The sequence below is a fragment of the Methylobacterium sp. J-118 genome (genome assembly GCF_057836565.1).
On record NZ_JBYQFA010000001.1, the window covers coordinates 1,305,564 to 1,325,000 of the forward strand.

The following is a 19,437-nucleotide window of genomic DNA, read 5'->3' on the forward strand; positions in this document are numbered from 1 at the left end:
TTACAGGTCCGCCCGTCTCCGGCACAGGATGGCGCCATGCCCGTTCTTTCGGACGCGACCGTGACCCAGGCCCGGACGACCCCGAGCCTCGCGGGCCTGCCCCGCGTGGTGCCGCCGCACCGGGCACCGCCGGAGCGCGAGCTGCCGATCGCGGCCTATTTGCGCTCGATCCGCGACAACGGCCTCGATGGCTTCCCCCGGCGCGCCTACGAGGAGCCGGTGAGCCGCCGGGGCCTGCTCGGCCGGTGGAGCTTCGTCCTCAACGACCCGGAGGCGATCCGCCGGGTCCTGGTCGACAATCAGGCGAACTACGCGCGCACCACCGGCACGACCCGGATCCTGCGCCCGATCCTGGGCGACGGGCTCCTGATCAGCGAGGGCGCGGCGTGGCGCCACCAGCGCCGGACCCTGGCACCGGCCTTCACGCCGCGGGCGATCGACGGCCTCGTGCCCCACATCGCGGCCGCGGTGACGGAGGGGCTGGATCACATCGCCGCCGAGGCCGCGGCGGGGCCGGTCGACCTGTTCAATGCCTTCTACCGGCTCGCCCTCGAAGTGGCGGGCCGCGCCATGTTCTCGGTGGGCATGGACGAGCACGGCGCCGAGCTGCGCCGGTTCATCGCCGAATATGCGGTGCGGATGGGCCGGCCGCACCTGCTCGACATCGTGACGCCGCCGGGTTGGCCGGTCCCGCTCGACTGGGCGCGGGCGCGCTTCCGCCGCCGCTGGATCCCGTTCCTCGACCGCATCATCGCGGCGCGCCAGCAGGCGGACCGGTCCCATGCCGGCTCCGGGGATCTGCTGGATCTGCTCACAGCGGCGCGCAATCCGGATACGGGCGCCGCCTTCACCCCGGCCGAACTGCGCGACCAAGTCGCCACGATGATCCTGGCCGGCCACGAGACCACGGCCGGCACCCTGTTCTGGGCCGCCTACCTGCTGGCGCTGGCCCCGGAGATGCAGGAGCGCGTCGCCGCCGAGGCGCGCAGCGCCGATCTCGCCGACCCGACCGGCTGCCAGGGCGACGGGCGGCTGCCGCTGACCCGCGCGGTCATCGACGAGACCCTGCGCCTGTACCCGGCAGCCTTCGTGGTGGTCCGCCGGGCCCTCGGCCCCGACACCGTGGCGGGCCACCCGGTGAACAAGAACGACATCGTGATGGTGAGCCCCTGGGTCCTCCATCGGCACCGGACGCTCTGGTCGGATCCGGAGGCCTTCGATCCCGGCCGCTTCCTGCCGGGCGCGCCGACGCCGCCGCGCTTCGCCTATCTACCCTTCGGCGCCGGTCCGCGCGTCTGCATCGGCGCGCAATTCGCGCTCAGCGAGGCGGTGCTGGCTTTGGCGCTGCTGCTGGTCCGGTTCCGCCTCGTCCTGGACGACCACGAGCCGGTGCTGCCGCAGGCGGTGGTCACGACCCAGCCGGACAGGGCAGCCCGCTTCCGGCTGATCCCGCGGGATCCGGTCAGGCCCTGAGGTGGGTGATCGTCGCAGTCACCGGCCGCGCATCGGCCAGCGGCCGGACTTCACCTGCGCGCGAGACGCGTCCAGCAGGCGCTCGTCGGCGTTCGGTTCCCCGACGGAGACGTGGCGCGGACGGGTCGGGTCGCGGTTCGGCGGAGGCTCCGACATGGCGAAGCCGCACCCGGCGGACCGGGCGCGACGCGCACTCTGGTAGGCCGGCGGGGCCGATCCCGGCCCGGCTCAAGCGGCCTTCTTGGAGGAGGCCGACTTCGAGCCCCCCTTGTTGGCCGCGACCTCGGCGAGCTTGGCCGCCAGCTTCGCATCGAGCTTGGCCGAGACGCCGAGCGGAAGCTCGATGTCGAGGCCCAAGGTCGAGACGCCCTCGCCGCGCTCCAGGGTGACCTTCACCTTGTCGGCTTCCACCGAGACATGGTTGGCGATCACCGCCAGGATCTCGTCGCGGAGCTGCATCACCAGGTCGGGACGCCCCGACTCGGCCCGCTCATGGGCGAGGATCAGCTGCAGGCGGTCGCGGGCGACGGTGCCGGAATTGCGCTTCTGGAAGATCCCCAGGATGCTCATGCCGCCCTCCGCATGAACAGCTTGTCGAGGAACGACTTGCGCTCGACCGGCAGGCTCATCGGCACCTCCTCGCCCTTCAGCCGGCGCGCCGCGTCGGCATAGGCGCGGGCCGGGGCGCAGAGGGGGTTGTTGAGGGTGACGGGGCAGCCGAGGTTCGAGGCGCGCAGCACCTCCTGGCTCTCCGGAATGATGGCGAGCAGCGGGATCGACAGGATGTCGAGCACGTCCTCGGTCTTGAGCATGTCGCCGCGGTCGGCCCGGGACGGGTCGTAGCGGGTGAGGATCAGGTGCTTCTCCATCTCCTCGCCCTTCTCGGCCTTGGCCGTCTTGGAATCGAGCAGGCCGATGATCCGGTCGGAATCGCGCACCGAGGAGACCTCGGGGTTGGTCACGACCACCGCCACGTCGGCGTGGTGCATCGCGAGCTGGGCGCCCCGCTCGATGCCGGCCGGGGAATCGCAGATCACCCAGTCGAATTTTTCGCGGAGCTCTTCCATGACCCGGGCGACGCCCGCATCGGTGAGCGCGTCCTTGTCGCGGGTCTGCGAGGCCGGGAGCAGGTGCAGGGTGTCGACCCGCTTGTCCTTGATGAGCGCCTGCGAGAGCTTGGCGTCACCGTTGACCACGTTGATCAGGTCGTAGACGACCCGGCGCTCCGCACCCATGATCAGGTCGAGGTTGCGCAGGCCCACGTCGAAATCGACGACGCACACGCTCTGCCCGCCCTGCGCCAGGGCCGCTCCGAGGGCCGCGGTCGTCGTCGTCTTGCCGACGCCGCCCTTGCCCGATGTGACGACGAGAACCTTTGCCACGCGTCGATCTCCCTTGATCCAGAGCTTGCTAGTCCAAGCTTGCCATTCGGATGTTGCCGCCATCGAGCCAGACCTGAGCGGCCTTGCCGCGCAGGGCCGTGCCCATGTCCTCCGCCGTCCGCACGAGGCGGTCGATCCCCAGCAACTCGGGTTCGAACTTGCGGCAGTAGATTCGTGCGCGCGGGTTGCGCGCGGCTCCGGCGATCGCGCGTCCGCGCAGGGCGCCGTAGACGTGGATCGAGCCGCCGGCCAGGATCTCGGCGCCCGAGGAGACGGAGCCCATCACGGTGACGTCGCCGGTCGGGTTGATCACGCTCTGGCCGGAGCGGACGGAGCCCTCGACGGTGATCGAGGTGACCACCTGCGGCGCCGGCTCGGCCGGGACGGCGGGGATCTCGACCCGGTCGGACGGGCGCCCGTCGACGAGGAGCGGCGGCAGGGCGTCGACCGCCCGGTCGGTCCCTTCGATCCCCAGGACCGCGATGCCGCGGGCCTTGAGCTCACGCATCAGCATCTCGAGGCCATCCGGCTCGGGGTTGAGTTGGGCGCAGTCCAGGATCACGGCCCGGCCCTTCAGCAGGGTCGGCGAGCGCTTGAGGACCGCGTCGAGGCCCGCGAGCCACTCGGGGAGCGGCGGCTCGGGGGAGAGGGCCAGGGCCTTGAAGGCCCGCCCGCGCAGGCTGAGCGGCCGGGGCGCGGAAGGAGCCGCCGCGGGGGCGGTCTCCGGGTCGGTCGGCTCGGTGAGGGTGTCGCTCATGTCGGCCCGTTAAGAGTCCTTACCGGACCATTGACGGGGGGTATGGTTACCGAAGGGTTAAGGTTTGGATCCGGTCGGCAAATTCTGCCGGGATCCTGGTATCGGCGGACACTCCGCTGCGGGCGGAGGCGCGACCGAGCGCACTCTACAACTTGCGATCTTCCCAAGGCCGTGCGCCGACCCGGCGTATCGACGGGCCGCGTCGGGATCGCCTAAGCCGTTCCCGGGCCGAGCATTTCTCAAGATCGCCCTCGTTCAGCATGCCGCCGGGGCGGCCCCAGAGCGAGAATGAGCGACCAGCTGAAACGTGGCGTGTCTCGCGCTCTGCGATTGAAAGTTTTATTCGGCGACTCGCGGGATCTAAGGCCCGCGAACTGGTGAACTCTCTGGGGGTCGGGCTCCGCCGACGAACGCGCTGAAGGATCGGCTTAACCGGTCGCGGCAACGGGTCCTAAAAACCCGCCTCCTTCTGATGCCGCACGGCCAGGATCGTGATCACATCGTCGTCGATGCGATAGCGGGCCACATAATTGCTGTCCCCGAAATCGATCAGCCAGTCCCGGTCTTCTTCGGGCAGGTCCTCGATCCGCCGGCCCATTCGGGGATGCGCGCGCAGATCCTGCACCCCCCTGAATAATCGCTTCACCGGCACGTTTGGCAGCCGGGGGATTCTTTGGACGCAGGAACGCCCGGAGCCGTTCGCGGTCACGGAGTGCCCTGGCGGCGAAGACTACGTGTGGCATTCCGGGGGCGGCAGCTCGACCTCAGTCCCCCAGCTCGCCAGCCAGGTCTCGACCTCCTCGGCTGTCGCGTGAAGGCCGGTCGCCTGGGCGTCGTCCCAGGCCTTCAACGTTTCCTGCCGCAGCAATTCGCGTTTTTCCTCACGCTCGACGTACCGCATGATGGCTTCACGCATGATCCAATGCGGCGCGCGGCGGCGGATCTCGGCCAGATGCTGGACCCGGCCTTTCAGGGTGTCGTCGGGTTTGATCGAGGTCAGCGCGGCCATGATAGGCCCGCTGCTGAGGTAATACCTCGGACCACTATGCCCGTGCGAACGGCCGGTCCACGGCTTGGGACGCCCAGCGTTCCGACGGTCGGGATGCTGGCCTTCAGACGGCGAAACCGTCCGGGCGGGCGCGGTGAAGGACCCCTGGGCCGCGGCCGATCGGTCGGCGGTCTCGATGCTCCGCTCACCCCCGCTCGAACAGGTTGAGCTTGATCGCATCCTCAAGGAGCCGCACTTCGACAGCCTGCCCGCGGAAGGCCGGGTCGAGGTCATCGGCGGCGCGGTAGAGGCCGTCGATCGCCACGAGTTCCGGCTCGAAGCGGCGGCACCAGATCCGCGCGGTCGGGTTGCCGGCGGCGCCCGCGATCGCCCGGCCGCGCAGGGCGCCGTAGACGTGGATCGAGCCGCCCGCGATCACCTCGGCCCCCGAGGCCACGGCGCCGAGCACCGTGACGTCGCCTTCGAGATGCAGCACGGTCTGGCCCGACCGCACCGGCGCGTCGAGGATCAGCGAGCGGACGGTTTCCTTGGGCGGAGCCTCGGCCGGCGCAGCCTCCTCGCCCGGCGTGGCGATCTCGCCGGCCGGGCGCCCCCCCGACAGGGCCGGGGGCGCCCCGGATCCGAGGAGCGCCGGCGGCGCCCCCTCGACACCCAGGATGGCGATGTTGCGGGCGGCGAGATCCGCCAGCAAGCCATCGAGATCCTCCCGCGTCAGCCGCAGGCCCGCGAGATCGAGGATCACCGGGCGGCCGGCGAAGAAGTTGGGCGCGCGCCGGTTCAGGGCGTCGAGATCGCCGAGCCAGTCGGCGACGGGCGGCACCGGCGCCAGGACGGTGGCCATGAAGGAGCGGCCGCGGAAGCGGATCGGCGGGCGCGCCGGCTCGGATGTCGGCTGGGTCACGGGCGTATATCGGCGTCGCGGAAGGGTCGCCTGCATCCATGCGGCGCCGCCGCGCCCGGGGCAATCCCACAACGCCCGGTGTGACGCCCTGCGCGGGCCCCCGGGCCGTTTCTGTTGTAGAGAGAGACGGCAGTCGAGCCGGACCGGACCGTTGAGCAGCGCCCGCACCCACGCCATCACCCCCTTCGTCGTCGATCCCCTCACCCAGGCGAACCAGCGCCGGGCAGCCGATCCGCGCGCCTCCGTCTGGGTCTCGGCCAATGCCGGCGCCGGCAAGACCAAGGTGCTCACCGACCGGGTGGTCCGGCTGCTGCTCGACGGCGCCCCGCCCGGGCGGATCCTATGCTTGACCTTCACCAAGGCGGCGGCCGCCAACATGGCGATCCGGGTCTTTCGGCTCCTCGGGCGCTGGGTGACCCTCGACGACGACGCCCTCGCGGTTGAACTTGCCGCGCTCACCGGCGAGCGCGCCGACGCGGAACGCCTTCGGATGGCGCGGCGGCTCTTCGCCCGGGCGGTCGAGACCCCGGGCGGCCTGAAGATCGAGACCCTGCACGCCCTGTGCGAGCGGCTGCTGCACATGTTCCCGTTCGAGGCGAACGTCCCGGCCCGGTTCGTGGTGCTCGACGAGACCAAGGCCCGGGAGATCTTCGAGATCGAGATGGCCAACGTCCTGGGCGACGCGGTCTCGAACGGCGACACGCCGCTGAGCGCCGCCCTGGCGCGGGTCGCCCCCGAAGCCACGGGCGATGCCCTGCGAACGGCGATCCGCGCCGCGATGCGGGCGCGGAGCTTCATCGGCGACAGGGCCGGCCTGGAGCACGCCTTCGCGCGCCTGCACGGGGCGCTGGGGCTCCCCGCCGAGGAGACCGCCGAAGGGATCGAGGCCGCGATCCTGGAGGGCGGCCCCGGTTGCCGGCCGGAGGACCGGGCCGGCCTGATCGCCGCGCTCCGGACCGGCAAGGCGAATGACGAGAAACTGGCCGACGCCCTCGCGGCCGCGGAATCCGAGCGGGCGCGCGCCGCCGGATTGCCCGACCGCGCCGAGGCCCTGGCCCTGTACCGGGCCGTGTTCTTCACCCAGAAGGACGAGCCGAAGGCCGATGGCAGCCTCGGCACCAAGGGCGTCCCGGCCGCCGCCAAGGACGCGCTGATCGCCGAGCGCGACCGGCTGGAGCCGCTGTTCGACCGCCTGCGCGCCGCCCGGGCCCATGCCCGGACCCAGGCGCTGTTCCAGCTCGCCGCCGAGATCCACCGCCGGGTCGAGGCCCAGAAGGCGCGGCTCGGCGCCCTCGACTTCGACGACCTGATCCACAAGGCCCTCGATCTGCTCGACCGGGTCGGCGCCGGCTGGGTCCTGTACAAGCTGGATCGCGGCATCGACCACGTCCTGGTGGACGAGGCGCAGGATACCAACCCGGAGCAATGGGCGATCCTGCGGGCGATCACCCAGGAATTCACCGCCGGCGAGGGCGCGCGCACCGGCGGCCGCACCCGCTTCGCGGTGGGCGACCCGAAGCAGTCGATCTACGGTTTCCAGGGCGCGGAGCCGCGGGAATTCGCCCTGACCCGGGCGGCCTGGATCGCGGATTCGCGCGCGGCCGGCCTGACCTTCGAGGATGTGCCGCTGACCCTGTCGTTCCGCTCGACGAGCCTGGTTCTCCGGGCGGTCGACGCGGTCTTCGCCCTAGACGCGCACAACGAGGGCCTGTCCTTCGAGGATACGGTGCGCCGGACCGTGCATGCCAGCGCCCGCCCGGGGGCGCCGGGGGCCGTGGAGCTGTGGCCGATCGCCGAGCCGGAGCCAGCGGCCGAGCCCGACGCCTGGACCGCCCCGGTGGACGCGCCGGAGACCAGCGCGCCGGCCATCGTCACCGCCCGCCGGGTGGCGCAGGCGGTGCGGAGCTGGATCACCGGGGGCGACGCCACGGGCCGGGTCTGGCGCCCCGGGGACGTGCTGATCCTGGTCCGCAAGCGTGGGCCGGCCTTCGAGGAGGTGATCCGCGCCCTGAAGGGCCTCGGCGTGCCGGTGGCCGGGCAGGACCGGCTGGAGGTCTCGGCCCATATCGCGGTGGCCGACCTCGTGGCCGCCGGCCGGGCGGGGCTCCTGCCGGCCGACGACCTGACCCTCGCCACCGCGCTCAAGACGCCGCTCGTCGGGCTGACCGACACGGATCTGGTCCGGATCGCCGCCCGCCGGGACCTGTCGGAGACCCTGGAGGACGCCCTGCACCGCCATGCCGCCTCCGGCGATCCGGCGGCGGCCCGGGGGATCGCGGCCCTGTCGGAATGGATTGCGCTGGCGGGCAGCCACGGCCCGTTCGGCTTCTATGCGCGGCTCCTCGGCCCCCTGGGCGGACGGGCCAAGCTGGTCGCCCGGCTCGGGGGCGAGGCGGGCGACGCCATCGACGTGTTCCTGGCCGCCGCCGCCCTGGCCGAGTCCGGCGAGGATGCCCCATCGCTGGGTGGCTTCCTGGCCCGCTATGTCGGGGCCGAGGCCGGGCACACGGTCAAGCGCGACCTGGATTCGGGGCGCGACGAGGTCCGGGTCATGACGGTCCACGGCGCCAAGGGCCTGGAGGCGCCGGTCGTGGTGATCCTCGACGGCTGCGAACCCCTCGGCCGCAACGATCCGCCGCTCCTGCCGCTGCCTGAGCCGGGTGCCGCCGTGCCGCCGGTCTGGTCGAGCGGCAAGACGCAGGATTGTGCCGCCACCGAGGCGGCCCGCGCGGCCTTGCTCGCCCGGACGCGGCAGGAGCACAACCGCCTGCTCTATGTGGCCATGACCCGGGCCGCCGACCGCCTGATCGTGGCGCCCTTCCGGGGCCACGAGCGCGAGACCGAGACGGCGTGGTGCCGGATGATCCGGGCCGGCCTCGAAGCGACGCTCGGGGCGGGCAGGATCGTGGAGCAGTCCTACGGGCCGGCGACCCTGTGGCAGGAGGGTGAGGAGGCGGCCCGCGCACGCGAGACCCCGCCCCCGCCCGCCCCCCGGGATCCGGAGCCCGGCTGGCTGCGCAGCCCCGTGCCGCCGGAGCCGGAGGTCGCGCCGCTGAATCCGTCGGGGGCGCTCCAGGCCGCGGACGGCGCCCGGGTGCCGCCGCCGCGCCTCGCCGACGCCCAGGCCCGGCGGCGGGGCATCCTGATCCACGCCCTGCTGCAGCACCTGCCCCGGGTCGAGCCGGCGCGCCGGGAGGCGGCCGGGCTGACCTTCGTGCGGGCGCGGGCGCCCGGGCTGCCCCGCCCTGCCTCCTACGCGATCGTCCGATCGGTGCTGCGGATCATCGACGATCCGGAACTGGCGCCCCTCTTCGCGCCCGATGCCCGGGCCGAGGTCAGCCTCGCCGGGCGCGTGCAGGCGGGCGGCACCGAGCGGACGGTCCAGGGGCGAGTCGACCGGCTCGCGGTGACGGCCGACGCCGTCCGGATCGCCGACTTCAAGACCGGGCGCCCGCCGGAGGCGGACGAGCCGCTGCCCCCCGCCGAGGCCGGCCAGATCGCCCTCTACGCGCGGCTCCTCGGACAGATCTATCCCGGCCGGACGGTGCGCCCGATGCTGATCTGGACCTCGGGCCCGGTGATCCGGATGCTTGATTCGGACGACATCGCGGCGGCGCTCGCGCGGGCCGGGATCGCGGCTTGAGCCACTTCGCGCCGCGGCGGGATCCGCCCTCGGACCAGGCGTGGCGGCGCCATTGCTGTCCGCGGCGGCGGTGCGGCACATGCGCCAGCGCACAGGCCGGTTGCGCAAGCGGTTCGGCATCCCGCTCGCAGCGGAGCCGGCTTCTTGACCGGGCGGCGGGCCGTCGCCAATTCTGACGGAACCGCGCGGGCCCCTGCCCGTCCGACGCCGCCCGACGGGCGGCGACTTCCGAAAGGTGACGTTATGGCGACGGTGAAGGTAACCGACGCGAGCTTCGAGCAGGACGTTCTCAAGTCCGCCGAGCCCGTCGTGGTGGATTTCTGGGCTGAGTGGTGCGGCCCCTGCCGTCAGATCGGCCCGGCGCTCGAGGAGATCGCCACCGACCTGCAGGGCAAGGTGAAGATCGCCAAGGTCAACGTGGACGAGAACCCGCAGATCGCCGCCCAGTACGGCATCCGCTCGATCCCGACGCTGCTGCTGTTCAAGAACGGCGAGCGGGTGGACCAGAAGGTCGGCGCCGCCCCCAAGGGCGATCTGTCCCGCTGGATCGGCGCCCAGACCGCCTGAGCGCACCGACTGAACACGACGAGAAAGCCCGGCCGCGAGGCCGGGCTTTCTCGATTTCGGGACCCGTTTCCTGCGGTCCCGGGCGATGCCCGGGACCGTTCGTCCGGTCTTAGTACGAGCCGAACTTGTAGTTCAGGCCGGCGCGGACGACGGCGAACTCGTCGGAGCGGCGGCCGATGCCGCTGCTGTAGACGGCGGGGAAGTTGCTGGCGGCGTTGATGACGAACGCGCCCTGGTTGCGGGTGTTGCGGTCGAGGTTGACGTACAGGCCTTCGACCTTGAGCGTCACGGCCGAGGAGCGGAAGAAGTTCAGGAACGACTCGGTGGGGAGCGCGAATTCGACGCCGCCGCCGACCGCGTAGCCGGTGCGGAAGCTGTCGTTGCCGGCGTAGCCGCCGAAGGAGCGGTCGGCGCTGCCCGAGCCGTAGGCGAAGCCGCCGGTGCCGTACACGAGGGTGCGGTCGAAGGCGTAGCCGAGGCGGCCGCGCACGGTGCCGAAGTAGTCGAGGCTCGACAGGCCGCGCGGGTCGGTGACGTAGTAGCCGGGGGCGAGGGCGCCGTTGATGAAGGCGTTGTTCCGGCTGCGGCCGAAGTCGAGGTACTGGGCGTCGGCCTCGATGCCGACGACCACGCCCGAGCCCGGGGTGAACTGGTAGTTGTAGCCGATCTGGGCGCCGCCGGAGAAGCCGTCCTGGCTGCGGTTGCCGAAGGTGGCGGTGGTGCCGGCGGTGGCGTAGGGGGCCGGGACGCCGAAGGTGGAGTTGTTGTTGCTGCGGCTGCTGGCGTCGAACGCGTAGCCGGCGTTGATACCGAAGTAGGCGCCGGTCCAGGTGAACACCGGCACGGGGGTGAACACCGGCGGCGGGGCAGCGCGGCGCGGAAGGTCGGCGGCGGAAGCGGCGGCGGTGAGCGCCGTGAATGCCGCAAGAGAGGTGATAAGCGTCTTCATTACTGTGATCCCCAGCATTGGCTCGATCGATCGGGAAACTAGGCGATCGACCTCGCCAAGGATGTAGCTTGTCTGCCACAGCGGGGGGAAAGCGTGACCGTTCGGCCATTTTCGACCGGCCAATTACGGCGAATCGACGACATTCGAATTCCGACCCTCAAAAATTCGTGAGTTGTCGAGGGAGAGTATTGATAATCGCCGCTCGCGGCCCGGTGCGGCGGCGTCAGACCGGCGGCATGTCGTTGGCCGCGAGGACCATGCCGGCCAGGTAGAGCGAGCCGCAGATCAGGATCCGGGGCGGCCGCTCGAAGGCGATGTCCTTCACCATCGCCAACGCGGCCTCGATGCTCGGTGCCGCGTAGGTCGACAGACCGACGCCCTCGCCGATCCGGGCGACCTCCTCGGCGGGACGCGCGGCCATCGTGCCGGTGATCGGCACCGCGATGAGCGCCCGCGCCAATCCGACGAAGTTGCGCAGGAAGCCGTCGGCGTCCTTGGTGCCGAGCAGGCCGACGATCAGCACGAGCGGCACGTCGCTGCGCTCGCCGAGATCGGCCATGGCGGCGGCGAGGATGCGGCCGCCGTCGATGTTGTGGCCACCGTCGAGCCACAGCTCGGTGCCCGGATCGAGCTGCCCGGCGAGGCGACCGCGGCCCAGCCGCTGGAGCCGTCCCGGCCAATCGACCTCGGTGAGCCCCTTCTCGAGGGCCTTCGTGCCGATGTCGCCGAAGCCCGCGGCGCGCAAGGCCGTGATCGCCGTGCCGGCATTGACCAGCTGATGCCGGCCGGCGAGCCGCGGCCGCGGCAGGTCGAACAGGTCGGTCTCGTCCTGGTAGACGAGGCGGCCGCGCTCCTCGTGGACGGAGAAATCCTGGTTGCCGACCAGGATCGGGCCGGCCCCCACGGCCTCGGCGCGCCGGCACAGCACGGCGTCGGCCTCGGCATAATCCTGGGCGGCGATCACCGCCGGGCAGCCGCGCTTGAAGATCCCAGCCTTCTCGGTGGCCACCGATTCGACCGTATCGCCGAGATACTCGGCATGGTCGCGGCCGATGGGCGTGACCACCGCACAGGCGGGCTCCGCGATCACGTTGGTGGCGTCGAGCCGGCCGCCGAGGCCGACCTCGAGCAGCAGGACGTCGGCCGGGCTCTCCGAGAACAGCACCAGCGCCGCCGCCGTGGTGATCTCGAACATCGTGATCGGCTCGCCAGCATTGGCGGTCTCGCAGCGCGCGAACGCGTCCGCGAGGCGATCCTCGTCGACGAATTGCCCGCCGCCGATCCCGCCGATGCGGATCCGCTCGTGGAACCGGACCAGGTGCGGCGAGGTGTAGACATGCGCCGCCAGTCCGCCCGCTTCGAGGATCGCCCGCATGAACGCGATGGTCGAGCCCTTGCCGTTGGTCCCGGCGACGTGGATCACCGGCGGCAGCCGCCGCTCCGGATGGTTGAGCCGCGCGAGCAACCGCTCGATCCGGCCCAGCGACAGGTCGATCGTGCGCGGGTGCAGGGCGAGGAATCGCGCCATCAGGGCATCGGAGGAGGCCATCGCGTCGGGCTCAAGCCGCCTCGGCGGCCGAGACCGGCGCGACCGGTTCGGCGACGTTGGTCAGGAGGCCGCACAGGCGGGCGATCGTCTCCTTGAGCTGGTGGCGATGAACCACCTGATCGACCATGCCGTGCTCGCGCAGGTACTCCGCCCGCTGGAACCCGTCCGGCAGCTTCTCCCGGATGGTCTGCTCGATCACCCGGGGGCCGGCAAAGCAGATCAGCGCGCCGGGCTCGGCGAGGTGCACGTCGCCCAGCATGGCGTAGGAGGCGGTGACGCCGCCCGTGGTCGGGTTGGTCAGCACCACGATGTAGGGCAGGCGCGCGGCGTTGAGCCGCCGCACCGCCACGGTGGTCCGGGGCATCTGCATCAGCGACAGAATGCCCTCCTGCATGCGCGCGCCGCCGGAGGCCGCGAACAGCACGTAGGGCGTGCGCTTCTCCAGCGCCGTCTCGGCGCCGCGCACGAAGGCCTCGCCGGCCGCCATGCCCAGCGACCCGGCCATGAAGCCGAATTCCTGTGCGGCGAGCGTCATCGGCAGGCCGCCGACCCGGCCGAAGCCGATCTTGAACGCGTCCTGCATCCCGGTCTTGGCGCGGGCCTCCTTGAGCCGGTCGACGTAGCGCTTCTCGTCACGGAACTTCAGGGGATCGACGGCGGCCTCGGGCAACGCCACGTCGATCCAGGTGCCCTCGTCGAACATCATCTTGAGGCGCGCCTGGGCGCTCATCTTCAGGTGATGCTCGGAGCCCGGAATGACCCAGTGGTTGGCCTCCACCTCTTTGTGGAAGACCATCTGCCCGGTATCGGGACATTTGACCCAGAGGTTCTCGGGCGTCTCGCGCTTGAACAGGGTCTTGATCCGGGGGCGCACCACCTCCGAGATCCAGTTCATCGGTTCGACCATCGCCACGCGTCCGTCCGCTTCAAGCCCGTGCTGATATCAGGTGGCGCGCGCGCCGCCGCCAGGGTCTGCCGCAGACGCCGCTCAGGCCGCCCGCTCGACGCCGGCAGACCGCACGCCCTCGGCGAGCTCCCGCACCAGCTCCGCCACCGCCGGAACGGTCCCGGCCCCCGCCCGGCCCTCGGCATCGAGGGACCGCACGAGCGCGTCCACCAGGGCCGAGCCCACCACCACGCCGTCGGCACCCCGGGCGATCGCGGCGGCATGGGCACCGGTCCTGACGCCGAAGCCGACGACGACCGGCAGATCGGTGTGACGGCGGATGCGCGCCACCGCCTCCGAGACCTTGCCGAAATCCGGCGTCGCCGTGCCGGTGACGCCGGTGATCGACACGTAGTAGACGAAGCCCGCCGTGTTCGCGAGCACCGCCGGCAGGCGCCGCTCGTCCGTGGTGGGCGTCGCGAGGCGGATGAAGGCGATCCCCTTGGCGAGTGCCGGGAGGCACAGCTCGGAATCCTCCTCGGGCGGCAGGTCGACCACGATCAGGCCGTCCACCTCAGCCGCGACGGCGTCGTCCAGGAAGCGCGCGACACCGTAGGTGTGGATCGGATTGTAGTAGCCCATCAGCACGATGGGTGTGGTGTCGTTCCCGGCGCGGAACCGGCGCACGAGGTCCAGGGTGCCGGCGACGGTCTGACCCGCCTTCAGAGCCCGCAGGCCCGCCGCCTGGATCGCCGGGCCGTCGGCCATCGGATCGGTGAAGGGCAGCCCGAATTCGAGGATGTCGGCGCCCGCCCCCGGCAGGGCCTTCAGGACCTCCAGGGAGGTCGCGGGATCGGGGTCGCCCGCCATCACGTAGGTGACGAGAACGGCCCGGTGCTCCGCGCGGGCGCGGGCGAAGGTGGCGTCGATGCGGCTCGGCATGGGGCGGGCGGTGTTCAGGGTTGCGGGGCCGTCACGGACCCGGGGTTGCCCCCGCGCTACACCAAAGCCGAGGGCCCGTGAAGCGGGCGCCCTCGGCGGCCCGCTCCGGGATCGGAGACCGAAACGGGACCCGCCCCTGCGCGCGGCCGGATTGCGGGGGGCACGGAGCCCCGGTAGCCGTCCCGCATGACCGACACTCGCCTCCCGACGCGCCGTTTCGCGGCGTTCCTGTTCGACATGGACGGCACGCTGATCAGCTCGATCGCCTCGGCGGAGCGGGTCTGGTCCCGCTGGGCCCTGGCCCACAGCCTCGACGTCGCGCGCTTCCTGCCCACGATCCACGGGGTCCGTTCGGTGGAGACGATCCGCCGTCTCGGCCTGCCGGGGGTCGATCCCGAGGCCGAGGCCGCCGCGATCGCCCGCGCCGAAATGGACGATGTCGGCGACGTTACCGAGATCCCGGGCGCGCGGGCGCTCGTCGCGGCGCTGCCGCAGTCCCGCTGGGCGATCGTGACCTCCGCGCCCCGGGCGCTGGCGGAGCGCCGCCTCGCGGCCGCCGGCCTGCCGGTGCCGGCCCTCATGGTCGCCGCCGAGGACGTGACCCGCGGCAAGCCGGCACCGGATTGCTTCCGGCAGGCGGCCGAGCGGCTCGGCGTCGCGGCGGCGGATAGCCTGATCTTCGAGGACGCCCCGGCCGGCATCGAGGCCGCCGAGGCGGCGGGCGCGGCCGTGGTGGTGGTGACCGCGACCCATCCCGCGCCGCTGCGCACCCGCCACGCCGCGATCCGCGATTATACGCGGCTCCGCATCGATGCCGCCACGGACGGGGTCCGCCTGATCGACGCTGCTGCGTCCGCATGAGGGTGGGATCCGCGGATCCTGGGGCCGACGCGTCGGTCCGGCGGCACCGTTGACTTTCCCCGGGCGCCGCACGGCACTATCCGGCGGACGAGTGCCGGGATCCGCGAGCCGATGACAGAGCCCAACGGCGTGCCGAACAGCCTTTTCGAGACCGCCGAGGGCCTCCGGCTCGCCGCCGCGCGCGCGGACCCGGCCTGGCGCCGCTGGGGGCCGTATCTCAGCGACCGGCAATGGGGCACCGTCCGGGAGGATTACAGCCCGGGCGGCGACGCCTGGGACTACCTGCCCCACGACCATGCCCGCTCCCGGGCCTATCGCTGGGGCGAAGACGGGATCGGCGGCTTCGGCGACCGGCACCTGAACTGGTGCCTGTCGCTCGCCCTGTGGAACGGCCGCGACCCGATCCTGAAGGAGCGCCTGTTCGGCCTGACCAATCAGGAGGGCAACCACGGCGAGGACGTCAAGGAACTCTACTACTACCTCGACGGCCTCCCGACCCACGCCTTCATGCGGATGCTGTACAAGTATCCGCAGGCCGCGTTTCCCTATGATCGCCTGGTCGCGGAGAATGCCCGCCGCGGCCTCGACGAGCCGGAATTCGAGCTGCTCGAGACCGGCCTGTTCGACGCGGGCCGCTATTTCGACGTCGAAATCGCCTACGCCAAGGCGGCGCCCGACGACATCCTGATGCGGGTCACCGCCACCAACCGCGGGCCGGAGGCGGCGGATCTGACCCTGCTGCCGCAGCTCTGGGCCCGCAACGTCTGGTCCTGGAAACCGGGCGCCGCGAAGCCGGAGCTGACGGCCGGCGCCGACGGCTCGGCCTGGGCGCGCCATCCCGAGATGGCGCCGATGCGCTTCTTCGCCGAGGGCGCGGCGGAGTTGCTGTTCACCGAGAACGAGACCAACACGCACCGCCTGTTCGGCGCGGGCCCGGCCGAGGGCTTCTACAAGGACGGCATCGACCGCTGCGTGGTCGGCGGCGACGGAGCCGCGGTCAACCGGCTCTCCGGCACCAAATGCGCGGCCCGCTACGCCCTGCATCTCGGCCCCGGCGAGTCCCGCACCCTGCGCCTGCGCCTGCGGCCTGAGACCGCGCCGGGGGAGCCCTTCGCGAATTTCGACGCCGTCTTTGCGACGCGTGAGGCGGAAGCGGACGCCTTCTACGCGGCCCTCCAGGCCCCGATCGCCGATCCCGAGATGCGCCTCGTCCAACGGCAGGCGCTTGCCGGCATGCTGTGGTCGAAGCAGCTCTACCATTACGACGTGCGCGAGTGGCTGGCGGGCGATCCGGCCCAGCCGCCCCCCGCCCCCGAGCGCCGGCGCGGCCGCAACGCCGACTGGGCGCATCTGCGCGCCAACGACATCATCTCGATGCCGGATGCCTGGGAATATCCCTGGTTCGCCTCCTGGGACCTCGCCCTCCAGGCGATCGTCTTCGCGCTGATCGATCCCGACTTCGCCAAGAACCAGCTCCTGCTCCTGGTCGACGAGGCCTATGCCCACCCGAACGCGGCGCTGCCGGCCTACGAATGGGGGTTCGGGGACGCCAACCCGCCGGTCCACGCGCTGGCCGCATGGCGGGTGTTCGAGCTGGACCGGGCCCTCACCGGCACGCCGGACCACGTGTTCCTTAAGCGCGTCTTCAACAAGCTGACCCTGAACTTCACCTGGTGGGTCAACCGCAAGGATGCCGACGACCGCAACCTGTTCCAGGGCGGCTTCCTCGGCCTCGACAATATCGGCATCTTCGACCGGTCGAAGCCGATCGGCGACGGGGCGACCCTCACCCAGTCCGACGCCACCGCCTGGATGGCCGCCTACGCGCTCACCCTGATGCGCATCGCCATCGAGCTGGCGCTCCGGGACCCGACCTACGAGGATCTGGCGGAGAAATTCTTCGAGCATTTCCTCCTGATCGCCGCCGCGACGGGCGACGGGGTCTGGGACGAGGCGGACGGCTTCTTCTACGACGTCATCGAGACCCGGGAGGGCGCGCGCCTCCCGATCCGGGCGCGCACCCTGGTCGGGCTGATCCCGATCTTCGCGGTGGCGACGATCAGCGAGCACGACCTGGACAAGCTGCCCGCCCTGCGCGACCGGATGCGGTTCTTCCTGGAAAACCGCCCGGACCTCGCGGCCCTGGTGTCGCGCTGGAACGAGCCCGGCCAGGGCCAGACCGCCCTGCTCTCGCTGCTGCGCGGCCACAGGCTGAAGGCTTTGCTGCGCCGGGCCCTCGACCCCGGAGAATTCCTCTCGGATCACGGCCTGCGCGCGGTCTCCCGCGCCTACGCCGACACACCCTTCTGCTTCACGTGGAACGGCCGCGATCTCGGCCTCGCCTATGAGCCCGCGGAATCGCGCTCCCGTCTGTTCGGCGGCAATTCGAACTGGCGCGGGCCGGTCTGGATGCCGGTCAACTACCTGCTCATCGCCGCCCTGAACCGCTTCCACGATTATTACGGCCCGGATTTCCGGGTCGAGGCGCCCACGGGCTCGGGACGGAGCTACGCCCTGCGCGAGATCGCCGTCGCGCTGTCACGGCGCCTGATCGGCCTCTCGACCCGCGGTCCGGTCGGGCGCCGGCCGGTCTACGGGGACAGCCGGCTCGAACAGGACGACCCGCATTTCCGCGATCTCGTCCTGTTCTACGAGTATTACGACGGTGATACCGGCCGGGGCGTGGGCGCCTCCCATCAGACCGGGTGGTCGGGGCTCGTGGCGCTGCTGATCCAGGAGGTCTCGACGGCGCCCGATGCGACCTTGATCTGAAGCCGCTGGTTGCGTCCGATCTGGCGCGAGATATCCGAGCGGCGGGCGCTGTAATCGGCCGAGACCAGCGGGTAATTGACCGGCAGGCCCCATTTGGCCTTGTAGGCCTCCGGCGAGAGCCCGCGGAGGGTCAGGTGGCGCCGCAGGGTCTTGTAGGGTTTCCCGTCCTCGAAACTGACGAGCGCGTCGGGCCGGATCGAGGCCCGGATCTGCGCCTCGGTCGGACGCCTGACCGGCGGCGGCATCGGGCGGTCCAGGGCCAGGAGCGAGCTGTGGACCGTGGTGAGTAGATCCGGCAGGAGGTCCGCGGGCACGCTGTTCCGCGTGACGTAAGCGCTGAGGATCTTCGAGGCGAGCTCGACACTCGGCGACGTGGTCGGCATGGCCGTCTCCTCCGTCCTGGCGCTGAGCGACAGGGCTGCATCCGTACCTTCGTGTGCCTCCGCCGACAGCGTTCCGCAGCCAGCCCGGAGACACAACTAGTACGCGATTTATCTCACAGCCTTTTCTACCTAGAATTCTGATTCGCCGTCAACGACGATTCAAGACGAGAGCCAGTGCTCCGTCTCGAAAGCCGCATCGGCGCCGGGGACGGTTGGAGGCGATGCGCTAGAACAGCAGGTGCAGCGCCAGGGGGGCGAGGATCGCCGTCAGGAAGGCGTTGAGCCCCATGGCGATACCCGCGAAGGTACCGGCCACCTCGCTCACCTGAAAGGCGCGCGCGGTGCCGATACCATGGGCGGCGAGCCCGGCCGCGAAGCCGCGGGCGCGCATGTCGCGGATTCCCAGGGCGTTCATCATCGGCGTCACCAGGATCGCCCCGATGATGCCGGTGAGGATCACCAGGATCGCCGTGAGGGTCGGATCGCCGCCGAGGGCCTCCGCGATCCCCATGGCCACGCCCGAGGTCACCGATTTCGGCGCGAGGGAGACCAGGATCGGCTGCGGGATGTCGAGCAGCCGCGCCAGCCCGATCACGACGGCGAGCGTCGTGGCCGCCCCGGCGGCCAGAGCCGTGAGCATGGGGATCAGCGCGCGCCTCACGGTGGCGCGCCGCTCGTAGAGCGGCATGGCCAGCACGACGGTGGCGGGGCCGAGCAGAAAATGGACGAACTGTGCGCCCTCGAAATAGACCGGATACGGCGTCCCCGTCGCCGCCAGGATCCCGCCGACCAGGGTCACCGTGATCAGCACCGGATTGGCGATCGGGTGCCGCCCGGTGGCGGCGGCGATCCGATCGGCCAGGACGTAGGCGGTCAGCGTCACCGTGAGCCAGAGCAGCGGCGTCTTGGCGAGATAGACCCAGAGGGAGAAGTCGCCGCCCACGGTCAGGGCTCCCCGTCCGTCCCGGGGGGCTCCACCAGGGCGGCGACCGCGCGGAACACCAGCACGGTGACGAGGAGCGACAGCGCCGTCGAGATCACCAGCACGATGGCGAGCTTCGGGCCCTGCGCCCGCAGCAGGTCCAGGCGGCCGACGACGCCCACGCCGGCCGGTACGAACATCAGCGACAGGTTCATCAGAAGACCCCGCGCCGTCGTCTCCAGGGTGCCGTCGGTGAGCGCCTTCGGAAGGTAGCGCGGCAGGCCGATCCGCGCCGTGTCGCGCAGCAGCAGGAAGGCGAACATCAGCCCCATGCCGATCACCGGTCCGGGGATCGGGACACCCGCGCCGCGGGCAATGGCTTCACCCAGGAGTTGCGCCAACAGGATCAGCGCCAGGCTTGCGATCATCGCCCGGCCCGCC

19 protein-coding genes are annotated in these 19,437 nt (G+C 71.5%); 5 read left to right on the forward strand and 14 right to left on the reverse strand.

Annotated elements, in window-relative coordinates:
• Positions 1-36: 36 nt before the first annotated feature.
• Positions 37-1,473, forward strand: coding sequence for a cytochrome P450 (locus tag AC3IF3_RS06280; RefSeq protein WP_489227857.1), 1,437 nt, complete (start codon positions 37-39; stop codon positions 1,471-1,473).
• Positions 1,474-1,491: 18 nt separating this feature from the next.
• Here AC3IF3_RS06280 and AC3IF3_RS06285 read toward each other — a convergent pair whose 3' ends face one another.
• The 7 genes from AC3IF3_RS06285 to minC (AC3IF3_RS06315) all read right to left on the reverse strand — a co-directional run bounded on the left by AC3IF3_RS06285 (position 1,492) and on the right by minC (AC3IF3_RS06315) (position 5,558).
• Complete coding sequence (locus AC3IF3_RS06285; protein ID WP_243972982.1) at positions 1,492-1,629, reverse strand: hypothetical protein; 138 nt, start codon at positions 1,627-1,629, stop codon at positions 1,492-1,494.
• 72 nt (positions 1,630-1,701) lie between these two features.
• Positions 1,702-2,043 carry a cell division topological specificity factor MinE gene (gene minE / locus AC3IF3_RS06290; protein ID WP_243972984.1) on the reverse strand — a complete coding sequence of 114 codons (342 nt, stop codon included), beginning with the start codon at positions 2,041-2,043 and terminating at the stop codon, positions 1,702-1,704.
• The gene (minD, locus tag AC3IF3_RS06295; RefSeq protein WP_243972986.1) at positions 2,040-2,855 is read right to left on the reverse strand and encodes a septum site-determining protein MinD; all 816 of its coding nucleotides are present in this window, start codon (positions 2,853-2,855) and stop codon (positions 2,040-2,042) included. Before minD ends, minE begins: the two co-directional genes overlap by 4 nt.
• Before the next feature lie 28 nt (positions 2,856-2,883).
• Positions 2,884-3,612: a septum site-determining protein MinC gene (gene minC, locus AC3IF3_RS06300; protein ID WP_489227859.1), complete on the reverse strand. Its 729-nt coding sequence runs from the start codon at positions 3,610-3,612 to the stop codon at positions 2,884-2,886.
• 451 nt (positions 3,613-4,063) lie between these two features.
• Positions 4,064-4,237, reverse strand: a complete 174-nt coding sequence (locus AC3IF3_RS06305; RefSeq protein WP_243972990.1) for a type II toxin-antitoxin system RelE/ParE family toxin — start codon at positions 4,235-4,237, stop codon at positions 4,064-4,066.
• Positions 4,238-4,342: 105 nt separating this feature from the next.
• Positions 4,343-4,621, reverse strand: a complete 279-nt coding sequence (locus AC3IF3_RS06310) for a CopG family ribbon-helix-helix protein (protein ID WP_489227861.1) — start codon at positions 4,619-4,621, stop codon at positions 4,343-4,345.
• 184 nt (positions 4,622-4,805) lie between these two features.
• Positions 4,806-5,558, reverse strand: coding sequence for a septum site-determining protein MinC (gene minC / locus AC3IF3_RS06315; protein WP_489227863.1), 753 nt, complete (start codon positions 5,556-5,558; stop codon positions 4,806-4,808).
• Between the two features lie 115 nt (positions 5,559-5,673).
• Between minC (AC3IF3_RS06315) and addA the strand changes: the two genes are divergently transcribed.
• A complete protein-coding gene (gene addA / locus AC3IF3_RS06320; RefSeq protein WP_489227864.1) occupies positions 5,674-9,165 on the forward strand; it encodes a double-strand break repair helicase AddA in 3,492 nt (1,163 codons plus the stop codon).
• 243 nt (positions 9,166-9,408) lie between these two features.
• Positions 9,409-9,732, forward strand: a complete 324-nt coding sequence (gene trxA / locus AC3IF3_RS06325; protein ID WP_010682902.1) for a thioredoxin — start codon at positions 9,409-9,411, stop codon at positions 9,730-9,732.
• A 109-nt stretch (positions 9,733-9,841) separates the two neighbouring features.
• Here the strand turns inward: trxA and AC3IF3_RS06330 are convergent, their stop codons facing one another.
• The 4 genes from AC3IF3_RS06330 to trpA form a co-directional block, all read right to left on the reverse strand.
• Complete coding sequence (locus AC3IF3_RS06330; protein WP_489220158.1) at positions 9,842-10,681, reverse strand: outer membrane protein; 840 nt, start codon at positions 10,679-10,681, stop codon at positions 9,842-9,844.
• Positions 10,682-10,904: 223 nt separating this feature from the next.
• On the reverse strand, positions 10,905-12,230 hold the full coding sequence (locus AC3IF3_RS06335; protein WP_489227866.1) for a bifunctional folylpolyglutamate synthase/dihydrofolate synthase: 1,326 nt from the start codon (positions 12,228-12,230) through the stop codon (positions 10,905-10,907).
• 10 nt (positions 12,231-12,240) lie between these two features.
• Complete coding sequence (gene accD / locus AC3IF3_RS06340; protein WP_243969247.1) at positions 12,241-13,137, reverse strand: acetyl-CoA carboxylase, carboxyltransferase subunit beta; 897 nt, start codon at positions 13,135-13,137, stop codon at positions 12,241-12,243.
• Between the two features lie 81 nt (positions 13,138-13,218).
• Positions 13,219-14,058: a tryptophan synthase subunit alpha gene (trpA, locus tag AC3IF3_RS06345; RefSeq protein ID WP_489227868.1), complete on the reverse strand. Its 840-nt coding sequence runs from the start codon at positions 14,056-14,058 to the stop codon at positions 13,219-13,221.
• Between the two features lie 186 nt (positions 14,059-14,244).
• Here trpA and AC3IF3_RS06350 point away from each other — a divergent pair, with 186 nt between their 5' ends.
• Both AC3IF3_RS06350 and AC3IF3_RS06355 read left to right on the forward strand, forming a co-directional pair.
• Positions 14,245-14,919 carry an HAD-IA family hydrolase gene (locus AC3IF3_RS06350; protein ID WP_243969103.1) on the forward strand — a complete coding sequence of 225 codons (675 nt, stop codon included), beginning with the start codon at positions 14,245-14,247 and terminating at the stop codon, positions 14,917-14,919.
• 111 nt (positions 14,920-15,030) lie between these two features.
• On the forward strand, positions 15,031-17,691 hold the full coding sequence (locus AC3IF3_RS06355; RefSeq protein ID WP_489227871.1) for an MGH1-like glycoside hydrolase domain-containing protein: 2,661 nt from the start codon (positions 15,031-15,033) through the stop codon (positions 17,689-17,691).
• On the opposite strand, the gene AC3IF3_RS06360 is transcribed toward AC3IF3_RS06355, so the two are convergent.
• The 3 genes from AC3IF3_RS06360 to AC3IF3_RS06370 form a co-directional block, all read right to left on the reverse strand.
• Positions 17,616-18,074 carry a Ros/MucR family transcriptional regulator gene (locus AC3IF3_RS06360; protein WP_243969108.1) on the reverse strand — a complete coding sequence of 153 codons (459 nt, stop codon included), beginning with the start codon at positions 18,072-18,074 and terminating at the stop codon, positions 17,616-17,618. The genes AC3IF3_RS06355 and AC3IF3_RS06360 overlap by 76 nt on opposite strands.
• 226 nt (positions 18,075-18,300) lie before the next feature.
• Entirely contained in the window at positions 18,301-19,017 is a 717-nt protein-coding gene (locus tag AC3IF3_RS06365) for an LrgB family protein (protein WP_489220162.1), read from the reverse strand.
• Between the two features lie 2 nt (positions 19,018-19,019).
• The gene (locus AC3IF3_RS06370) at positions 19,020-19,424 is read right to left on the reverse strand and encodes a CidA/LrgA family protein (protein ID WP_489220163.1); all 405 of its coding nucleotides are present in this window, start codon (positions 19,422-19,424) and stop codon (positions 19,020-19,022) included.
• Between the last annotated feature and the right edge of the window lie 13 nt (positions 19,425-19,437).

Excerpts from the sequence above, each read along its gene's own strand:
- AC3IF3_RS06280 (WP_489227857.1), top strand. The coding sequence starts at position 37 with ATGCCCGTTCTTTCGGACGCGACCGTGACCCAGGCCCGGACGACCCCG.
- AC3IF3_RS06285 (WP_243972982.1), bottom strand. The coding sequence starts at position 1,629 with ATGTCGGAGCCTCCGCCGAACCGCGACCCGACCCGTCCGCGCCACGTC.
- minE (WP_243972984.1), bottom strand. The coding sequence starts at position 2,043 with ATGAGCATCCTGGGGATCTTCCAGAAGCGCAATTCCGGCACCGTCGCC.
- minC (WP_489227859.1), bottom strand. The coding sequence starts at position 3,612 with ATGAGCGACACCCTCACCGAGCCGACCGACCCGGAGACCGCCCCCGCG.
- AC3IF3_RS06310 (WP_489227861.1), bottom strand. The coding sequence starts at position 4,621 with ATGGCCGCGCTGACCTCGATCAAACCCGACGACACCCTGAAAGGCCGG.
- minC (WP_489227863.1), bottom strand. The coding sequence starts at position 5,558 with ATGCAGGCGACCCTTCCGCGACGCCGATATACGCCCGTGACCCAGCCG.
- trxA (WP_010682902.1), top strand. The coding sequence starts at position 9,409 with ATGGCGACGGTGAAGGTAACCGACGCGAGCTTCGAGCAGGACGTTCTC.
- AC3IF3_RS06330 (WP_489220158.1), bottom strand. The coding sequence starts at position 10,681 with ATGAAGACGCTTATCACCTCTCTTGCGGCATTCACGGCGCTCACCGCC.
- AC3IF3_RS06335 (WP_489227866.1), bottom strand. The coding sequence starts at position 12,230 with ATGGCCTCCTCCGATGCCCTGATGGCGCGATTCCTCGCCCTGCACCCG.
- accD (WP_243969247.1), bottom strand. The coding sequence starts at position 13,137 with ATGGTCGAACCGATGAACTGGATCTCGGAGGTGGTGCGCCCCCGGATC.
- trpA (WP_489227868.1), bottom strand. The coding sequence starts at position 14,058 with ATGCCGAGCCGCATCGACGCCACCTTCGCCCGCGCCCGCGCGGAGCAC.
- AC3IF3_RS06350 (WP_243969103.1), top strand. The coding sequence starts at position 14,245 with ATGACCGACACTCGCCTCCCGACGCGCCGTTTCGCGGCGTTCCTGTTC.
- AC3IF3_RS06355 (WP_489227871.1), top strand. The coding sequence starts at position 15,031 with ATGACAGAGCCCAACGGCGTGCCGAACAGCCTTTTCGAGACCGCCGAG.
- AC3IF3_RS06360 (WP_243969108.1), bottom strand. The coding sequence starts at position 18,074 with ATGCCGACCACGTCGCCGAGTGTCGAGCTCGCCTCGAAGATCCTCAGC.
- AC3IF3_RS06370 (WP_489220163.1), bottom strand. The coding sequence starts at position 19,424 with ATGATCGCAAGCCTGGCGCTGATCCTGTTGGCGCAACTCCTGGGTGAA.